15 protein-coding genes and 2 tRNA genes are annotated in these 17,441 nt (G+C 61.0%); 1 reads left to right on the plus strand and 16 read right to left on the minus strand.

The features are described from left to right. Window positions 1–85: 85 nt before the first annotated feature. From HKK53_RS09790 to truA, 11 genes are all read right to left on the minus strand, one after another. Window positions 86–162 (minus strand) — tRNA-Asp (locus HKK53_RS09790). Window positions 163–217: 55 nt separating this feature from the next. Further along, a tRNA-Val gene (locus tag HKK53_RS09795) sits at window positions 218–293 on the minus strand. 161 nt (window positions 294–454) lie between these two features. Then, entirely contained in the window at window positions 455–1,231 is a 777-nt protein-coding gene (locus HKK53_RS09800; RefSeq protein WP_169370659.1) for an SDR family oxidoreductase, read from the minus strand. After that, window positions 1,228–2,439 (minus strand): O-succinylhomoserine sulfhydrylase, encoded by a 1,212-nt coding sequence (locus HKK53_RS09805; RefSeq protein WP_169370660.1) that lies wholly within the window; start codon window positions 2,437–2,439, stop codon window positions 1,228–1,230. The genes HKK53_RS09800 and HKK53_RS09805 overlap by 4 nt, the downstream gene beginning before the upstream one ends. A 64-nt stretch (window positions 2,440–2,503) precedes the next feature. Further along, on the minus strand, window positions 2,504–4,009 hold the full coding sequence (gene purF, locus HKK53_RS09810; RefSeq protein ID WP_123512535.1) for an amidophosphoribosyltransferase: 1,506 nt from the start codon (window positions 4,007–4,009) through the stop codon (window positions 2,504–2,506). A 41-nt stretch (window positions 4,010–4,050) separates the two neighbouring features. Next, on the minus strand, window positions 4,051–4,611 hold the full coding sequence (locus HKK53_RS09815; RefSeq protein WP_149658888.1) for a CvpA family protein: 561 nt from the start codon (window positions 4,609–4,611) through the stop codon (window positions 4,051–4,053). A gap of 98 nt (window positions 4,612–4,709) precedes the next feature. Continuing rightward, window positions 4,710–5,366: an SPOR domain-containing protein gene (locus HKK53_RS09820; RefSeq protein ID WP_169370661.1), complete on the minus strand. Its 657-nt coding sequence runs from the start codon at window positions 5,364–5,366 to the stop codon at window positions 4,710–4,712. Next, window positions 5,350–6,657 (minus strand): bifunctional tetrahydrofolate synthase/dihydrofolate synthase, encoded by a 1,308-nt coding sequence (gene folC, locus HKK53_RS09825; RefSeq protein WP_169370662.1) that lies wholly within the window; start codon window positions 6,655–6,657, stop codon window positions 5,350–5,352. The genes HKK53_RS09820 and folC overlap by 17 nt, the downstream gene beginning before the upstream one ends. Then, window positions 6,654–7,574, minus strand: a complete 921-nt coding sequence (accD, locus tag HKK53_RS09830) for an acetyl-CoA carboxylase, carboxyltransferase subunit beta (protein ID WP_054052935.1) — start codon at window positions 7,572–7,574, stop codon at window positions 6,654–6,656. Before accD ends, folC begins: the two co-directional genes overlap by 4 nt. A 176-nt stretch (window positions 7,575–7,750) precedes the next feature. Then, window positions 7,751–8,380 (minus strand): phosphoribosylanthranilate isomerase, encoded by a 630-nt coding sequence (locus HKK53_RS09835; protein ID WP_169370663.1) that lies wholly within the window; start codon window positions 8,378–8,380, stop codon window positions 7,751–7,753. A 63-nt stretch (window positions 8,381–8,443) separates the two neighbouring features. Then, window positions 8,444–9,268 carry a tRNA pseudouridine(38-40) synthase TruA gene (truA, locus tag HKK53_RS09840; RefSeq protein WP_169374222.1) on the minus strand — a complete coding sequence of 275 codons (825 nt, stop codon included), beginning with the start codon at window positions 9,266–9,268 and terminating at the stop codon, window positions 8,444–8,446. Window positions 9,269–9,444: 176 nt separating this feature from the next. Here truA and HKK53_RS09845 point away from each other — a divergent pair, with 176 nt between their 5' ends. Continuing rightward, on the plus strand, window positions 9,445–10,107 hold the full coding sequence (locus HKK53_RS09845) for a M24 family metallopeptidase (RefSeq protein WP_169370664.1): 663 nt from the start codon (window positions 9,445–9,447) through the stop codon (window positions 10,105–10,107). Window positions 10,108–10,182: 75 nt separating this feature from the next. Here HKK53_RS09845 and HKK53_RS09850 read toward each other — a convergent pair whose 3' ends face one another. From HKK53_RS09850 to HKK53_RS09870, 5 genes are all read right to left on the minus strand, one after another. Next, window positions 10,183–12,834 (minus strand): FimV family protein, encoded by a 2,652-nt coding sequence (locus tag HKK53_RS09850; protein ID WP_169370665.1) that lies wholly within the window; start codon window positions 12,832–12,834, stop codon window positions 10,183–10,185. A 209-nt stretch (window positions 12,835–13,043) separates the two neighbouring features. Continuing rightward, window positions 13,044–14,054 (minus strand): aspartate-semialdehyde dehydrogenase, encoded by a 1,011-nt coding sequence (locus tag HKK53_RS09855; RefSeq protein ID WP_169370666.1) that lies wholly within the window; start codon window positions 14,052–14,054, stop codon window positions 13,044–13,046. 272 nt (window positions 14,055–14,326) lie between these two features. Beyond that, window positions 14,327–15,439, minus strand: coding sequence for an aspartate-semialdehyde dehydrogenase (gene asd / locus HKK53_RS09860; RefSeq protein WP_149658895.1), 1,113 nt, complete (start codon window positions 15,437–15,439; stop codon window positions 14,327–14,329). Window positions 15,440–15,508: 69 nt separating this feature from the next. Further along, window positions 15,509–16,591, minus strand: a complete 1,083-nt coding sequence (gene leuB / locus HKK53_RS09865) for a 3-isopropylmalate dehydrogenase (protein ID WP_169370667.1) — start codon at window positions 16,589–16,591, stop codon at window positions 15,509–15,511. Window positions 16,592–16,641: 50 nt separating this feature from the next. Further along, window positions 16,642–17,400 (minus strand): class I SAM-dependent methyltransferase, encoded by a 759-nt coding sequence (locus tag HKK53_RS09870; RefSeq protein ID WP_169370668.1) that lies wholly within the window; start codon window positions 17,398–17,400, stop codon window positions 16,642–16,644. Window positions 17,401–17,441 lie beyond the last annotated feature (41 nt).

The raw sequence follows: 17,441 nt of genomic DNA on the forward strand, positions 1-17,441 counted from the left end.
TTGAGCTTTCGCTCAAGTAACTCGTCTGACTGAAAGCTTCGAGGCTTTTCAATCTCGAACCAGGTAACAACCTGCTTCGGAAATATGGCGCAGCGGACGGGACTCGAACCCGCGACCCCCGGCGTGACAGGCCGGTATTCTAACCGACTGAACTACCGCTGCGCGTCGGTGGAGGCTTTTAAAAGCGTCCATCTTGCTTTCGCAAGACTCTCGGAAGTGGTGGGTGATGACGGGATCGAACCGCCGACATTCTGCTTGTAAGGCAGACGCTCTCCCAGCTGAGCTAATCACCCGGTTTGCATCTCCGAGGCCGCGAAATTTACGCAGGTAGCGAACCTAAGTCAATAGCAGGATTGAAGTTTTTCTGAAAAAGACAAAATCGTGTCATTCCACGCAACGCCAGCAACAGACGCCTTCAACCGTAAGCCTCGCCTGTCACGGCCCCTTGCTCGAACTACTCGCTGTAAATCATCTTCTTGGTCATGCCGCCATCGACCACGAACTCCTGGCCCGTGACGAAACCGGCATTGCGCGATAACAGCCACGCCACCATCGCCGCCACGTCCTCGACCGTCCCTACCCTGCCCGCCGGATGCTGGGCATGGTCGGCATCGGTCAGGGGTTCGGCACGCCGTGCAGCCGGGTCCCGGGCATCGATCCAGCCGGGGCTGACCGCATTGACGCGGATCTCCGGCCCCAGGCTGATCGCCAGCGCGTGCGTCAGGGCCAACAGCCCGCCCTTGCTCGCCGCGTAAGCCTCGGTGTCCGGTTCCGACTGCCCGGCGCGGGTCGAGGCCAGGTTGACGATCGAACCGTTGTGAGCGCGCAGGTACGGCGCACAGTGCTTGGCCAGCAACATCGGCCCACTGAGGTTGACCGCCAACACGCGGTTCCAGTAAGCCAGATCAAGGCTTTCCAGGGTGATGTTGTGCGGATCGGCGACCGCCGCATTGCACACCAGCGCATCCAGGCGCCCGAACTGCCCCAGCACCTCGGCGACACCCAGTGCCACTTGCCCTTCATTCGACACGTCCATGGCGATGAACCAGGCGTTGTCACCCAGCACCTTCGCCACTTTCGAACCGCGCACGCGATCCAGATCCGTCAGCACCACCTGCCAGCCTTCGCTGATCAGCCAGGCCGCGATGCCCAGGCCGATGCCACGCGCGGCACCGGTGACCAACGCAACGCGGCCATGGGTGCCCGTATTCGGTGTCGACAACTCGATCACAAGGCCGCCAACCCGCGCGCCAGATCGGCTTGCAGGTCGGCCACATCTTCCAGGCCGACCGCAATGCGGATCAGGCTGTCACGGATCCCCGCCGCTTCACGTTCTTGCGGCGCCAAACGGCCGTGAGAGGTGGTGCTCGGGTGGGTGATGGTGGTCTTGGTGTCACCGAGGTTGGCGGTGATGGAAATCAGTCGGGTCGCATCAATAAAGCGCCACGCGCCCTCTTTGCCGCCCTTGACTTCAAAACTCACGACCGCACCGAAGCCCTTCTGCTGACGCAAGGCCAGTTCATGCTGCGGATGGCTCTTGAGGCCAGCGTAATGGACTTTCTCGATACCATCCTGCTGCTCCAGCCACTCGGCCAGCTGCTGGGCGTTGGCGCAATGCGCCTTCATCCGCAGGTTCAGGGTTTCGAGGCCCTTGAGGAAGATCCAGGCGTTGAACGGGCTGAGGGTCGGCCCGGCGGTACGCAGGAAACCGACGATTTCTTTCATCTGTTCGCTGCGACCAGCTACCACGCCGCCCATGCAACGGCCCTGGCCGTCGATGAACTTGGTCGCCGAATGCACAACGATGTCCGCGCCCAGTTTCAACGGCTGCTGCAAGGCCGGGGTGCAGAAGCAGTTATCGACCACCAGCATCGCGCCTTTGGCGTGAGCGATGTTCGACAGTTCGGCGATATCCACCAACTCGGCCAGCGGGTTGGACGGAGATTCGACGAACAGCAATTTGGTGTTGGCCTTGATCGCCGCGTCCCAGCCGGACAGGTCGGCCAACGGCACGTAATCGACTTCGACACCGAAGCGCTTGAAGTACTTCTCGAACAGACTGATGGTCGAGCCGAACACGCTTCGCGACACCAGCACATGGTCGCCAGCGCTGCACAGGCTCATCACCACCGCCATGATCGCAGCCATGCCAGTGGCGGTGGCTACCGCTTGCTCGGCGCTTTCCAGCGCGGCAATACGCTCTTCGAACGCACGCACGGTCGGATTGGTGTAGCGCGAGTAAACGTTACCCGGCACTTCACCGGAAAAACGCGCTGCCGCATCGGCAGCGGTGCGGAATACGTAGCTGGAAGTGAAGAACATCGGATCACCGTGTTCGCCTTCCGGCGTACGGTGCTGACCGGCGCGTACGGCCAGGGTATCGAACGCTACGCCATCGAGGTCGCTGTCCAGCCGACCGGCATCCCAATCCTGACTCATGCTGTCACTCCTTGCCTTGCTCTTTTAGTAGATACAAAACCGGCCCCTCAGGGCCGGTAGTTACTCAGTTGTTATACAGATCAATGATCGCACTGACTGCCTGGGTCTTGACCTTGGAGGCATCGTTGCGTGCCTGCTCGATCTTGTTCAGGTACGCCTCGTCGACGTCGCCGGTCACGTACTGGCCGTCGAACACCGCGCAATCGAACTTCTCGATCTTGATCTTGCCGCCACCGACCGCTTCGATCAAGTCAGGCAAGTCCTGATAGATCAGCCAGTCGGCGCCGATCAGGTCAGCCACGTCCTGGGTTGAACGGTTGTGCGCGATCAGCTCATGGGCGCTCGGCATGTCGATGCCATAGACGTTCGGGTAGCGAACGGCCGGGGCCGCAGAGCAGAAGTAGACGTTTTTCGCGCCAGCTTCACGGGCCATCTGGATGATCTGCTTGCACGTGGTGCCGCGAACGATCGAGTCATCCACCAGCATCACGTTCTTGCCGCGGAACTCCAGCTCGATGGCATTGAGCTTCTGGCGTACGGATTTTTTCCGTGCAGCCTGGCCCGGCATGATGAAGGTCCGGCCGATGTAGCGGTTCTTCACGAAGCCTTCGCGGAACTTGACGCCCAAGTGGTTCGCCAGCTCCAGGGCCGCAGTACGGCTGGTGTCCGGGATCGGGATGACCACGTCGATGTCGTGCTCTGGACGCTCGCGCAGGATCTTGTCGGCGAGCTTCTCACCCATGCGCAGGCGGGCCTTGTAGACCGACACGCCGTCGATGATCGAGTCCGGACGCGCCAGGTACACGTGTTCGAAGATGCACGGAGTCAGGGACGGGTTGGTCGCGCACTGACGGGTGTGCAGCTTGCCGTCTTCAGTGATGTAGACCGCTTCGCCCGGTGCCAGGTCGCGAATCAGGGTAAAACCGAGCACGTCCAGGGATACGCTTTCGGAGGCGATCATGTACTCGACGCCTTCGTCGGTATGACGCTGACCGAAGACGATCGGGCGGATGCCGTGCGGATCGCGGAAACCGACGATGCCGTAGCCGGTGACCATCGCCACGACCGCGTAACCACCGACGCAACGGTTGTGCACGTCAGTTACAGCGGCAAAGACGTCTTCTTCGGTCGGCTGCAACTTGCCGCGCTGGGCCAGCTCGTGTGCGAACACGTTGAGCAGCACTTCCGAATCGGAATTGGTGTTGACGTGGCGCAGGTCAGATTCGTAAATCTCCTTGGCCAATTGTTCAACGTTAGTCAGGTTACCGTTGTGCGCCAGGGTGATGCCGTAAGGCGAGTTGACGTAAAACGGTTGAGCCTCGGCCGAAGTCGAGCTGCCTGCGGTCGGGTAACGCACATGGCCAATGCCCATGTGACCGACCAGGCGCTGCATGTGACGCTGATGGAACACGTCACGCACCAGGCCATTGTCCTTGCGCAGGAATAACCGGCCGTCATGGCTGGTCACGATACCGGCAGCGTCCTGGCCGCGGTGCTGGAGCACGGTTAGCGCGTCATACAGCGCCTGATTGACGTTCGACTTACCGACGATACCGACGATGCCACACATGCGACGCAACCCCTACTTAATGGATCTGAACTGAACACAACTCACTGAGGCGTTTTGGCCGTCGGCAAGAGGTGTTCCTTGAACGGTAATTCAGCGGGTACGCTGATACCGCTGGCAAGCCACTGACTGCTCCACCCGAGAATCAGGTTTTTGGACCAATCTGCGACCAATAAAAATTTTGGCACGAGCTGTGATTCTTTCCACCAGCTGTCCTGCTGTACCGGCCCCAGGCTCAACAGCCCGACCGCCACGACCACCAGCAACACGCCACGCGCAGCGCCGAAGGCCATGCCGAGGAATCGATCGGTCCCGGACAACCCGGTAACGCGAACCAACTCACCGATAAGATAATTGATCATTGCGCCGACGATTAACGTGGCGATAAACATGATGGCGCAGCCCGTGATCACACGAGCCGATGGCGTTTCGATGTATCCGGCGAGGTACTCGGACAATGAACCACCGAACATCCAGGCAACAGCTCCTGCGATGATCCAGGTCACCAGCGATAATGCTTCTTTGACGAAGCCGCGGCTCAGACTGATCAATGCGGAGATGGCGACGATTGCAACGATCGCCCAGTCAACCCAGGTAAATGGCACAGTGCAGCCTACAGACGGATAAGGCGGCGCATTTTAGCAGAGCCCATGCTTATCGGTAAGCTGCGATTGTCAGTGCATTTCAAATCGGCGCGATAGTTTTAGCCACGCTCAGGCTGGAAACGTACGACAAAACCTTTCAGGTTCTGCTGGCGACCCAACAAGTCACGCAGGCGATCGGCTTCTGCGCGCTCGATCAGCGGCCCGACAAACACCCGGTTCTTGCCATCGGCGGTACGGATGTAGGCGTTATAGCCTTGACTGCGCAGGGATTTTTGCAGGCTTTCGGCACTGGCACGGCTCGACAGGCTGGCCAGTTGCACCGACCAGCTGACCGACAGGCCATTGGCATCGACGCGGCTTTGGGTGGTATCCGGTTTCGCCGGTGCGGCGGCAATCGGCTGGGCCGGTGCCGGTTTGGCGACAGGTGCAGGCGGCGTCACCGGTTTGGGGGCAGCTGCCGGAGTCGAGGCCACAGGGGCAGCCGGTGCAATCGGCATCGTCGGTGCCTGCTGATCGGCAATTTCGTCGTCGCTCGGCACCGGTTCCTGAGGCAAGGTTTGCGGCTCAGGCACCACCACCGGCTCGACCTGCACTTGCGGCATCGAAGGAGCTTGCGGCGCAGCCGGCGCCTGCACCGTGATCTGACGCTGTTCGTCCTGACGGGAAAACAGCATCGGCAGGAAAATCACCGCCAGCGCCACCAGTACCAGGGCACCGACCATGCGCTGTTTGTACGCCTTATCCAGCAAAGCCATTTGCCGCTTCCTCCGTGGAGCGCCGGGCCAGCCATTCAAGGGCCTCGGCAACACAATAAAATGATCCGAACAACAGAATCTCGTCGTCGCTCGTCGCCAGTGCGCACTGCCCTTCCAGGGCGGCCGCCACACTGCCATAGGACGTTACCGACGCGCCAAGGTTCTGCAAGGCCGCGTGCAAATCTGCAACCGGCCGCGCCCGCGGCGAATCCAGTGGCGCAACAGCCCATGACTGGACACTAGCATTCAATTCGCCAACGACACCATCCAGATCCTTGTCCGCCAGCAAACCGAACACCGCCAGGCGTTTGCCCACCGGTGGGCGACTGGCCAGACGCCGGGCCAGATACTCGGCCGCATGGGGGTTATGCCCCACATCCAGCAACAAATTCAGGCGCTTGCCCTGCCACTCGAACTGCCGTCGATCCAGCCGCCCGACAATCCGCGTCGCTTTCAGCGCTTCAATAATCTGCGCATCGACCCACGGCAAATCGAGCAGCAAATAAGCCTGCAAAGCCAACGCCGCGTTTTCCATCGGCAGATCCAGCAACGGCAGATCATGCAGCTCAACCACTCGCCCTTGAGCGTCAACGCCACGCCACTGCCAGTTTTGTTCGGTAATGCCGAGGTCGAAATCGCGCCCACGCAAGAAAAACGGGCAATCCAGCTCGCGCGCCTTGTCCAGCAGGGGTTGGGGAGGATTCAGATCGCCACAGAGCGCAGGTGCGCCCTGGCGGAAGATGCCGGCCTTCTCGAAGGCCACGGATTCGCGGGTATCGCCCAGGTAATCGGCGTGATCGACGCCAATGCTGGTGACCAGCGCAATGTCGGCATCGACCACGTTGACCGTGTCCAGACGCCCGCCGAGGCCGACTTCCAGCACCACCGCATCGAGCTTGGCCTGTTGAAACAGCCAGAACGCCGCCAGGGTGCCCATTTCGAAGTAGGTCAGCGACGTTTCGCCACGACCGGCCTCAACCGCCGCAAACGCTTCGCACAGCTCGGCGTCAGTGGCTTCGACGCCATTGACCTGCACCCGCTCGTTGTAACGCAACAGGTGCGGAGAATTGTAGACACCGACGTTCAGGCCCTGGGCCCGCAGCAAAGAAGCCACGAACGCACAGGTAGAACCCTTGCCGTTAGTGCCGGTGACCGTGATCACCCGAGGCGCCGGCTTGCCCAGTCCCATGCGGGACGCTACCTGTTGCGAGCGCTCCAGGCCCATGTCGATGGCCGAAGGGTGCAACTGCTCGAGGTAGGCGAGCCATTCGCCAAGGGTGCGCTCGGTCATATGTTGGCAGGTACCGGTGGCACCACGATCGGCTCGATTGGCGCAGCGACGAACTTCGGCGTCGGCAGGCCCATCATTTGTGCCAGCAGGTTGCCCAGGCGCGGACGCAGCTCCTGACGGTGAATAATCATGTCGATCGCGCCATGTTCCAGCAGGAACTCGCTGCGCTGGAAGCCTTCCGGCAGTTTTTCACGCACGGTTTGCTCGATCACACGCGGACCGGCGAAGCCGATCAGGGCTTTCGGCTCGCCGACAATCACGTCGCCCAGCATTGCCAGGCTGGCGGAAACGCCGCCGTAGACCGGGTCGGTCAGGACCGAGATGAACGGAATGCCTTCTTCACGCAGACGCGCCAGGACCGCGGAGGTCTTGGCCATTTGCATCAGGGAAATCAGGGCTTCCTGCATCCGCGCGCCACCGGAGGCGGCGAAGCAGATCATCGGGCATTTGTTTTCCAGCGCGTAGTTGGCAGCGCGAACAAAACGCTCACCAACGATGGCGCCCATCGAGCCGCCCATGAAGGAGAACTCGAACGCCGACACCACCACCGGCATGCCCAGCAGGGTGCCGCTCATGGAGATCAGGGCGTCTTTTTCGCCGGTCGCTTTTTGCGCGGCGGTCAGGCGGTCCTTGTACTTCTTGCCGTCGCGGAATTTCAGACGGTCAACCGGCTCCAGGTCCGCGCCCAATTCGGCACGGCCTTCGGCGTCGAGGAAAATGTCGATGCGCGCACGAGCGCCAATACGCATGTGGTGGTTGCACTTGGGGCAAACGTCCAGGGTCTTTTCCAGCTCCGGACGATACAGCACAGCCTCGCAAGACGGGCATTTGTGCCACAGACCTTCAGGCACCGAGCTCTTCTTGACCTCGGAACGCATGATCGAAGGGATCAGTTTGTCTACTAACCAGTTGCTCATGCTTTCTTTCTCCAGTACCGGCGGCCCGAACGCTTTGGTTCGCAGCCCCGCGTATGCCCTTGAGCTAAATTCATGTGTGTGGCGATGATCGATGGATGGCCGGGTCAGAAAAACTGACCTGCGTACAACCCGAAAAACCCTCAGCCTCTTTTCTACAGAGCTGTGGACGGCGGCCGTTAGCCAGCCGTCACATCACGTACCGCTTTGATGAATGCCTGGATCTTTGCGTGATCCTTGATGCCCTTGCTCGCCTCTACCCCACCGCTGACGTCCACGGCATACGGCCGAACCCTGGCAACGGCTTCGGCGACGTTATCGGGATTGAGACCGCCGGCAAGGATAATCGGCTTGCTCAAGCCTTGCGGTATCAGTGACCAGTCGAACGCTTCGCCGGTTCCGCCCGGCACGCCTTCAACATAGGCGTCGAGCAAAATACCGCTGGCACTTGGGAACGCATGGCACGCCGCCGCTATGTCATCCCCGGCCTTGACCCGCAGGGCCTTGATGTACGGGCGATTCCAGCTTTCGCACTCGTCGGCGGTTTCGTCACCGTGGAACTGCAACAGGTCCAGCGGCACCGCGTCGAGGATTTCCCCCAACTCGCAGCGACTGGCATTGACGAACAAACCCACGGTGGTCACGAACGGTGGCAAGGCCTTGATGATCGCCCTCGCCTGCGCAAACGTCACCGCCCGTGGGCTTTTGGCGTAAAACACAAATCCGATGGCATCAGCCCCGGCCTCGACTGCCGCCAACGCATCTTCTATGCGGGTAATCCCGCAAATCTTGCTGCGAACGGCTGACATGTCGATAGAACCCCAAGGCAAATCCGAGAAAGTCCCGGATGGTAACAAATGCGTTCGAGGGCGTCAGCCGTCAAGTTCGCTGAAACCGGTGAGGAAGTGCGGCCCGATATAACGGTCCGGCAACGGGAACTCGTCGCGGTACTCCACCTGCACCAGATACAGGCCGTACGGGTGCGCCGTGACGCCGCCGGAACGGCGAACGCGGCTCTCCAGCACTTCCTTCATCCACTCCACCGGGCGCTCGCCCGACCCGATGGTCATCAATACCCCGGCGATGTTGCGCACCATGTGGTGCAGGAAAGCGCTGGCGCGAATATCCAGCACGATCATCTTGCCGTGGCGGCTGACCCGCAGGTGGTGCAGCTCCTTGATCGGCGATTTGGCCTGGCATTGCCCGGCACGAAAGGCGCTGAAATCATGGGTGCCGACCAGATACTGCGCGGCTTCGGCCATGCGCTCGGCGTCCAGCGGACGGTGGTTCCAGGTGATTTCTTCGTTCAGGTGCGCCGGGCGGATCTGATCGTTGTAGATCACATAGCGATAACGCCGGGCGATGGCCTTGAAGCGCGCATGAAAGTGCGGCGGCATGACTTGGGCCCAGCTGACGCTGACGTCGTGGGGCAAATTGATGTTGGCGCCCATGACCCAGGCTTTGAGCGAACGCTCGACCTGGGTATCGAAATGCACCACTTGGCCGCAGGCATGCACACCCGCGTCGGTACGCCCGGCGCAATGCAGCGACACCGGCGAATCGGCGACTTTGGACAAGGCGTTTTCGAGGGTTTCCTGCACCGTCAACACGCCAGAGGCCTGGCGCTGCCAGCCGCGATAACGCGAGCCTTTGTATTCAACGCCCAGCGCGATCCGGAAAAAGCCGTCGGCCGCCATTTCGGCAGCCGGATTATCTATATTTGCCAAGGGGTGACAGCCTGCTGATGTACGCAAAGGCGGGCATTATAAGGCCGCAAGTCCGGGACGCCAGAGCTGTGTGCCATTGCATCACGCCTACCGACTTCGCTATATAGACAAATACACAACGAAAACACAAAAAACGAGACCTGATGATGACCGCCATTGCAAACAAGGAAGCCGTCGGCCTGGCGTATAGCCTGGAAGGCATGCTCCACGCCAAACGCAAGACCTGGGAAGCTATCGACGAAATGGCCCGCCGCGTCAAACCCGGCATGCTGGAATCCGAAGCCCAGGCGATGAGCCTGGAAGTGCTGAACGAACTGGGCATGGACCGCATCTGGCACCCGTCGAAAATCCGTTTCGGCGAAAACACCCTGAAAACCTTCAAGCAACGTTCCGACGGCGATCCGGTGTTGGCTGAGAACGATATTTTCTTTATCGACCTCGGCGTGGTCTGGGATCGCCATGAAGGCGACTCGGGCGCGACGTTCACTGTCGGCGATGATCCGGAGATGAAGGCATGCGCCGTGGCGGCGAAAACCCTGTTCGATCAGGTCCACGATTACTGGCGCACACAGCAGGTAGCCGGTCCTGAGCTGTATCGCTATGCCGACGAACAGGCCACGGCGATGGGCTGGAAGTTGAACCTGGAGATCAAGGGCCATCGGGTCAGTGATTTCCCGCATGCGATCTATCGTGCCGGGGATTTGGGTCATTTCGAGGACTGCCCGAATGTGGGGTTGTGGATTCTGGAGATCCAGATTGCCCACCCTACCCGTCCATTCGGGGCGTTTTATGAGGATTTGTTGAGTTAAGACTGCGATCTTTTTGCTTCACCAACAAAAACGGCAGCCTCAATGGGCTGCCGTTTTTTTACAACTCACTGACCATCAAGCCAGGCGCGAGAGCATTTCCTTGGCTTCGCTCTTCTGCCCTGCATCACCCTCGGTCACCACCTCATTGAGGATGTCCCGGGCGCCATCGTTGTCGCCCATGTCGATGTAGGCCTGGGCCAGATCGAGTTTGGTGGCGACTTCGTCGGTACCGGAGAGGAAGTCGAACTCCGGCTCGTCGGCCACGGAAGCGGCCGCGTCTTCAGCAGTGAAGGTTGGTTCACCCATGCTCTGGGACAAACGATCCAGCTCGGCGTTGACGTCGTCCAACTCAGCGGCAAACGCATCCTTCGGCTCAGGGACGTCCATTTCGTCAGCCAGGGACAGGTCGAAGTCCGCCGGCAGTTCCAGGTCATCCAGCGCCGCTTCGGTCACGACTGGTGCGTCGACGGCAGGCAAGTCCTTGACGCCCTCATCCAGGTCGAGCAGGAAATCATCTTCGGCCAGGGTCGCTGGCGAAGCGTCGCCACCGAGGTCCAGGTCCAGATCGAAGTCCGACAGGTCGTCGAGGTTTTCCTTGATGTCGGTCTGCTGTTGCAGCACCGATTCAAAGCTCAGGTCGTCGTCCAGCGGAAATTCGTCCAGCTCTGCCAAGGCTTCCGGTTCCGGTGTCGGAGCGACCACGGCCGGAGAAGCATTTTCCAGGTCATCCAGGCTCAAGTCGAAGGCGCTGTCGAGATCATCGGCGGCCGGAGCCGGTGCCGGGACTTCAGGTTCATCCAGCAGCAGATCCTTGACGTACTGGGCATCCAGTTCTGCAGCGATAGCGGCGGCAGCGATGCCACCCGCGGCGGCGAGTGCCATGGCCGGGAAACGGCTTTTCAGCTGTTCGACTTGGGCGAAGTTATCGCCATTGGCTACCAGCTGACGCTCCTGGGCCACGAAAGCATCACGATCGCCTTGCTGACCGTAGACTTCCATCAGCTTCAGGCGCAGGTCACTGCGTTGCGGTTCCTGCTTGATGCCGTCTTCGAGCAGAGCAGCCGCCTGATTCAGACGACCGGCAGTGATGTGCGACTGGGCGTGAGCCAGGACGTCATCATTGCGTTCGGCGGCCGGGGAAACCAGCGGCGCGGCAATCACTGGGGCGACCACGACTGGCTCAATGATCGGAGCCGGAGCCGGAGCGGGTGCAGGTGTCGGCGCTGGGGCCTTGGCCAGCTTAACGGCGGGCGGCGGCACTTCAAGGCCTTCGAAGCTGCTTTCCGGCAAATCTTGTTCAGGAGAGAACTCCTGCTCTTCGGCCAGGGCTCGCGCCATGCGCAGATGCTTTTCGGCTTCTTGCTGGGCTTTGCGGCGACGGGCCAGCAGCAACAGCAACAGCAGCAGGACGATGGCGCCGCCACCGACCAGGCCCAACAGAATCGGGTTGGTCAGCAGGTCGTTGAATTTCTGCTCGTTGGAAACTGCCGGAGTCGGCTCGACGGGCGTTTCTGCCGGGGCCGGAGTGGCCTCAGGGGCCGTCACCACCGGTGCAGGCGTTGCCGGTGCCGCTTCCGTCGGGGTTGCCGCCGGTGTCGGCGCAGGTGTCAGCTCGGCCGAGATTGCCGGAGCAGTCGCTGCCGCAGGTGCATCCAGTGTCGCTGGAGCAGCACCTTCAGCCTGCAACTTGGCCAGTTGATTGTTTTTCAGTTCGATCAGGCGTTGCAGCTTGTCCAGCTGACTTTGCAGATCGGTCATGCGGCTTTTCAGTTCGGCGTTGTCACGACGGGTCGTGTCCAGGCTCTCCTGAGTCACCGCCAGTTTGTTGCTCAGATTCTTCGCATCACCCGCCGCACCTTTACCGCCCTTGCCAGATTCGGCAGACACCAGGCTCAGCTTGTCTTTCGCCGCTTGGGTCGAAGCGGCATCGCCGCGACCACGCTTGGTGGCATCCAACTGCTGCTGCCCAGTGCCAGGCTTGGCCACATAACGGCGGCCCTGGCGCCACGCGGTGTTCTGCGCGGCGACTTCAGCGATGGCCTTGGGTTGCGCCAGGCTGGTGCTTTGCACCTGATCCGGCATGCGCAGGACCTGGCCGGTTTTCAGCAGGTTGATGTTGCCGTTGATAAAGGCATCCGGGTTCAACGCCTGGATCGCCAGCATGGTTTGCTGCACCGAACCGCCATTACGCGCCTTGGCCGCGATTTCCCACAGGGTATCGCGCGGCGTGGTGGTGTAGGTCGACGGCTTGGTGGCGCCGGTGGTTGGCGCGGTGACCGCTTGGGACGGCGCCGGTTGCGCGGCGGCATCGGCGGTTTGCGGCGAAAATTTGGACGGATCGAGCAGCACGCTGTAGTCGCGCAGCAAACGACCGTTAGGCCACATCACCTGCACGAGGAATTTCACCATCGGCTCGGAGAGCGGTTTGCTGGACGTCACGCGCAGGATGCTTTTGCCGCTGGCGTTGAGCACCGGGGTGAAGGTCAGGTCATTGAGGAAGGCCTGGCGATCAACCCCGGCCTTGGCGAAATCTTCCGGCGAGGCCAGGCTCGGCACCACTTCGGCAGCGGTGAGGTCCTTGACATCGAGCAGCTCGATTTCTGCCACCAGGGGCTGGTTCAGCGTCGACTTCAGGGTCAGTTCCCCGAGCCCGAGGGCATGCGCCATACCGGAGGACAGCGCCGAGGCGGCCGCTATTGCTAACACCAGTTTGCGAACTTGAACCATAGCCTCATCCTTTGTTTGAACATTCCTCGGCCAGCGAGAAGGTGTTGAAAGTCGCTGCCGTAAGGCATTGCGCGCGGCGGCGAAGGGGTCGTCGCGCGCGATCGTTTCTTTGCTGCCCGGGAAGCCGCACAGGGTGACTTGCCGTCAAGCACTCCGGCCAAGCATAGCGCTCGGCTAGAATCATTCGACAAATTGTTGCCAAGTATCTTTTACAGCAGGTCTTTTATCAACAATTCAGCCACCTGCACAGCATTGAGCGCGGCGCCTTTGCGTACGTTATCTGACGTCAACCACAAATTAAGTTCCGACAGGTCGTCGACACCGCTGCGAACCCGACCAACGTAGACCACATCCTGCCCTACCGCGTCACCTACCGCGGTCGGATAATCACCGGCTTCCACCAGTTCGATGCCCGGTGCGTCTTCCAGGGCAGCGTTCACCTTGGCCAGGTCGACAGCACTCGATGACTGCAAGGTCACGCTAAAGCTATCGCCAAAAAACACCGGGGCTTGAATGCAAGTAGCGGAAATCTTTAATAAAGGCAGCGCCATGACCTGACGCAGCTCACGCACCAGGCGTTTTTCCAGCAGCGTATGGCCTTGCTCATCGGGTTTGCCGACCTGAGCCAACAGGTTGAACGCCATCTGCCGATCGAAGAACGTCGGTTCCAGCGGACGCACGTTGAGCAATTCGGCCGTCTGCCGCGCCAGCTCGGTGACGGCTTCGCGGCCTTGGGCGGAAACGGCCAGGCTGGCGGTGACGTTGATGCGTTGCAGGTCGATCACTGCAAGCAACGGCGCGAGCACCACGGCCAAAGTGGTAGCCGACGGGCTCGGGCTGCTGACCTGGAACGGTTTTTTCAGTCCGGCCAACACCTGGGCGTTGGCTTCCGGCACCACTTGCGGTGCTTCATCCGCTGGCAAAGCGCCGGACAGGTCAATCAGCGAGCAACCGGCGGCGCGGGCGCGGGAGGCGAAACTCAGGGTCACGGCCGGTCCCGCGGCGAAAAACACCAGTTGCACCTTGCTGAAGTCAAACTCATCGACTTCCCGCACCCGCACGTTCTTGCCGCGAAACGGCACTGAATGCCCGGCGGATTCACTGCTGGCCAGCAAGTGCAGGTTGCCGACCGGGAAATCCCGCTCTTCGAGAATCTGCACCAGCGTTTCGCCGACAGTACCGGTGGCGCCGATCACGGCAATATCGAAGGACTGGCTCATGGTTCTACCTCTGGCGAAACGGGGGGAGCGGCACTTTACCGGGTGGGTGGCGTGCAGGCAATTTCTGCCCACCGCGATCGTTCCCACGCTCTGCGTGGGAATGCATCCCGTGACGCTCCGCGTCACAGCCTCGACAGCGGACGCAGAGCGTCCATGGCGGCATTCCCACGCAGAGCGTGGGAACGATCGGACGCGGGGCGTGGGAACGATCGGTGGGGATAAAAAAACCCGCACCTCTTTCAAGGTGCGGGTTCTTTCACAACTTCAAGCGATCAACGCTCAAGCAGGATCCGCAGCATGCGACGCAGCGGTTCGGCCGCGCCCCACAGCAACTGGTCGCCAACGGTGAACGCGCCCAAGTACTGAGTACCCATGTTCAGCTTGCGCAGACGGCCCACCGGTACGTTCAGGGTGCCGGTGACTTTCGTCGGGCTCAGTTCCTGAATGCTCGCTTCGCGGCTGTTCGGCACCAGTTTGACCCAAGGGTTGTGCTGGCTGATCAGCCCTTCGATGTCGGCGATTGGCACGTCTTTGTTCAGCTTGATGGTCAGCGCCTGGCTGTGGCAGCGCATGGCGCCGATGCGCACGCAGATGCCGTCGACCGGGATCGGGCTCTTGAAGCGACCGAGGATCTTGTTGGTCTCGGCCTGGGCCTTCCACTCTTCGCGGCTCTGGCCATTCGGCAGTTCCTTGTCGATCCACGGGATCAGGCTGCCGGCCAGCGGAACACCGAAGTTTTCGGTCGGGTACGCGTCGCTGCGCATGGCTTCGGCCACACGGCGGTCGATGTCGAGGATCGCGCTGGCCGGGTCGGCCAGTTGATCAGCGACAGCGGCGTGGGTCGCGCCCATTTGCTTGATCAGTTCACGCATGTTCTGCGCGCCGGCACCGGAGGCCGCCTGATAGGTCATGGCGCTCATCCACTCGACCAGGCCGGCTTCGAACAAGCCGCCCAGGCCCATCAGCATCAGGCTGACGGTGCAGTTGCCGCCGATGTAGTTTTTGGTGCCCGCGTCGAGCTGCTGGTCGATGACCTTGCGGTTCACCGGGTCCAGCACGATCACCGCGTCGTCCTGCATGCGCAGGCTGGAAGCGGCGTCGATCCAGTAACCCTGCCAGCCGGCTTCGCGCAGTTTCGGGAACACTTCACTGGTGTAGTCGCCACCCTGGCAGGTCAGAATCACATCGAGGGTTTTCAGCTCTTCAATGCTGTAAGCGTCCTTGAGCGGAGCAATGTCCTTGCCCACGGACGGGCCTTGGCCACCGACATTGGAAGTGGTGAAAAACACCGGCTCGATAAGATCGAAATCCTGCTCTTCCAGCATCCGCTGCATGAGCACGGAACCGACCATACCGCGCCAACCGATCAGACCTACACGTTTCATCGCAACTACACCTTCTTGAAAAAGTGGGCCGCTGCTTTCATGGGTGAAAGTGGCAGCGGGCCCGAGAGATTACAGATTCCGCAGCGCGGCGACTACTGCGTCGCCCATTTCCTGCGTACCGACTTTAGTGCAACCGTTCGACCAGATGTCGCCGGTGCGCAGGCCCTGGTCCAATACCAGACTGACGGCCTTCTCGATGGCATCGGCCGCATCCTGCAGGTTGAAGCTGTAACGCAGCATCATCGACACGGACAGGATAGTCGCCAACGGGTTGGCAATGCCTTTGCCGGCGATGTCCGGCGCCGAACCGTGGCACGGCTCGTACATGCCCTTGTTGTTGGTGTCCAGGGACGCCGACGGCAGCATGCCAATGGAACCGGTGAGCATCGACGCCTGGTCGGAGAGGATGTCGCCGAACAGGTTGTCGGTAACGATCACGTCGAACTGCTTAGGTGCACGCACCAGTTGCATCGCGGCGTTATCGACGTACATGTGGCTCAGTTCGACTTCAGGGTAATCCTTGGCCACTTGCTCGACGATTTCACGCCACAGTTGGCTGGACGCCAGCACGTTGGCCTTGTCCACCGAGCAGAGCTTTTTGCCGCGGACCATGGCCATGTCGAAACCGACCCGGGCGATACGGCGAATCTCGCTTTCGCTGTATGGCAGGGTGTCGTAGGCCTGGCGCTCACCATTTTCCAGAACACGGGTGCCGCGCGGGGCGCCGAAGTAGATGCCGCCGGTCAGTTCACGGACGATCAGGATGTCCAGGCCCGCAACGATTTCCGGCTTCAGGCTGGAAGCCTCGGCCAGTTGCGGGTACAGGATCGCCGGACGCAGGTTGCCGAACAGACCCAGTTGCGCGCGGATCTTCAGCAGACCGCGCTCAGGGCGGATGTCGCGCTCGATGGTGTCCCATTTCGGGCCGCCCACGGCGCCCAGCAGTACGGCGTCGGCCGCGCGGGCGCGATCCAGGGTTTCGTCGGCCAAGGGCACGCCGTGCTTATCGATGGCGGCGCCGCCGATCACGTCGTGGCTCAGCTCGAAGTCCAGGCTGTACTTGGTGTTGGCCAGTTCCAGCACTTTGACCGCTTCGGCCATGATTTCCGGGCCAATACCGTCACCTGGGAGAATCAGAATCTGCTTGCTCATGCTTTCCTCATGTCATCAGTCGGTGCGCCTTGGGCGCGCCCGGAAAAATTCTATCGTTCTGCCATCAGCACCAGTACATCGGTACTGAACGAACCATCGGCCTCAATCTCAAAATATTCACGCACTTCATTGCCCATCGACTGCTGCAACTCGCGGATCGCCGCGCGCATCACTTCGGGCGTGCGCATGCGTTCGACCCAGGAGGTGTACTCCAAACGCAGCCGTTGGCGGGTGGTGCTGCGGGTATGCAACCCCGCTTCGCTGACCTGGCGCAACCACTCGCCGGCGGAATAATCGCGCACATGGCTGGTGTCACGCAGCACTTCGACGCTTTGCAGGTAGGTGTCGAACAATGGACTACCCGGCGACAACACATCGATAAACGCCGCCACCCCGTCCGGCTTCAGCACCCGACGCACTTCGCGCAGGGCCAGGCCGAGATCGCTCCAATGGTGCGCCGAATAACGGCTGAACACGAAGTCGAACTCGCCATCGGCGAACGGCAGGCGCTCGGCGGCACCGTTGACCGTGGTGACATTACTGAAACCGCGATCAATCGCCGCTGCGGCGACCACGTCGAGCATTTGCTGGGACAGGTCGTAGGCCACCACTTCCTTCACCAGCGACGCCACGTGAAAACCAACATGACCGGCGCCGCAACCCAGGTCCAGCACGCGGGCGCCGCCCTGCCCGGCCAGTTCAGCCTGTAGCAGTGCGAATTCGGTGCCTTGAGCGTGAACGGCGCTGCTCAGATAGGCGGAAGCCTGTTCACCGAACTGCTTTTGTACGACTTGGCTGTGCTGGGTCATGGGGGACTTCCTTTTTGGGGTTAAGTCTTGTGGTGTCTGGG

It is taken from the genome of Pseudomonas sp. ADAK7 (assembly GCF_012935675.1).
Lineage (GTDB): Bacteria > Pseudomonadota > Gammaproteobacteria > Pseudomonadales > Pseudomonadaceae > Aquipseudomonas.

Excerpts from the sequence above, each read along its gene's own strand:
- HKK53_RS09805 (WP_169370660.1), bottom strand. The coding sequence starts at position 2,439 with ATGAGTCAGGATTGGGATGCCGGTCGGCTGGACAGCGACCTCGATGGC.
- purF (WP_123512535.1), bottom strand. The coding sequence starts at position 4,009 with ATGTGTGGCATCGTCGGTATCGTCGGTAAGTCGAACGTCAATCAGGCG.
- HKK53_RS09820 (WP_169370661.1), bottom strand. The coding sequence starts at position 5,366 with ATGGCTTTGCTGGATAAGGCGTACAAACAGCGCATGGTCGGTGCCCTG.
- folC (WP_169370662.1), bottom strand. The coding sequence starts at position 6,657 with ATGACCGAGCGCACCCTTGGCGAATGGCTCGCCTACCTCGAGCAGTTG.
- accD (WP_054052935.1), bottom strand. The coding sequence starts at position 7,574 with ATGAGCAACTGGTTAGTAGACAAACTGATCCCTTCGATCATGCGTTCC.
- HKK53_RS09835 (WP_169370663.1), bottom strand. The coding sequence starts at position 8,380 with ATGTCAGCCGTTCGCAGCAAGATTTGCGGGATTACCCGCATAGAAGAT.
- truA (WP_169374222.1), bottom strand. The coding sequence starts at position 9,268 with ATGGCGGCCGACGGCTTTTTCCGGATCGCGCTGGGCGTTGAATACAAA.
- HKK53_RS09845 (WP_169370664.1), top strand. The coding sequence starts at position 9,445 with ATGACCGCCATTGCAAACAAGGAAGCCGTCGGCCTGGCGTATAGCCTG.
- HKK53_RS09850 (WP_169370665.1), bottom strand. The coding sequence starts at position 12,834 with ATGGTTCAAGTTCGCAAACTGGTGTTAGCAATAGCGGCCGCCTCGGCG.
- HKK53_RS09855 (WP_169370666.1), bottom strand. The coding sequence starts at position 14,054 with ATGAGCCAGTCCTTCGATATTGCCGTGATCGGCGCCACCGGTACTGTC.
- asd (WP_149658895.1), bottom strand. The coding sequence starts at position 15,439 with ATGAAACGTGTAGGTCTGATCGGTTGGCGCGGTATGGTCGGTTCCGTG.
- leuB (WP_169370667.1), bottom strand. The coding sequence starts at position 16,591 with ATGAGCAAGCAGATTCTGATTCTCCCAGGTGACGGTATTGGCCCGGAA.
- HKK53_RS09870 (WP_169370668.1), bottom strand. The coding sequence starts at position 17,400 with ATGACCCAGCACAGCCAAGTCGTACAAAAGCAGTTCGGTGAACAGGCT.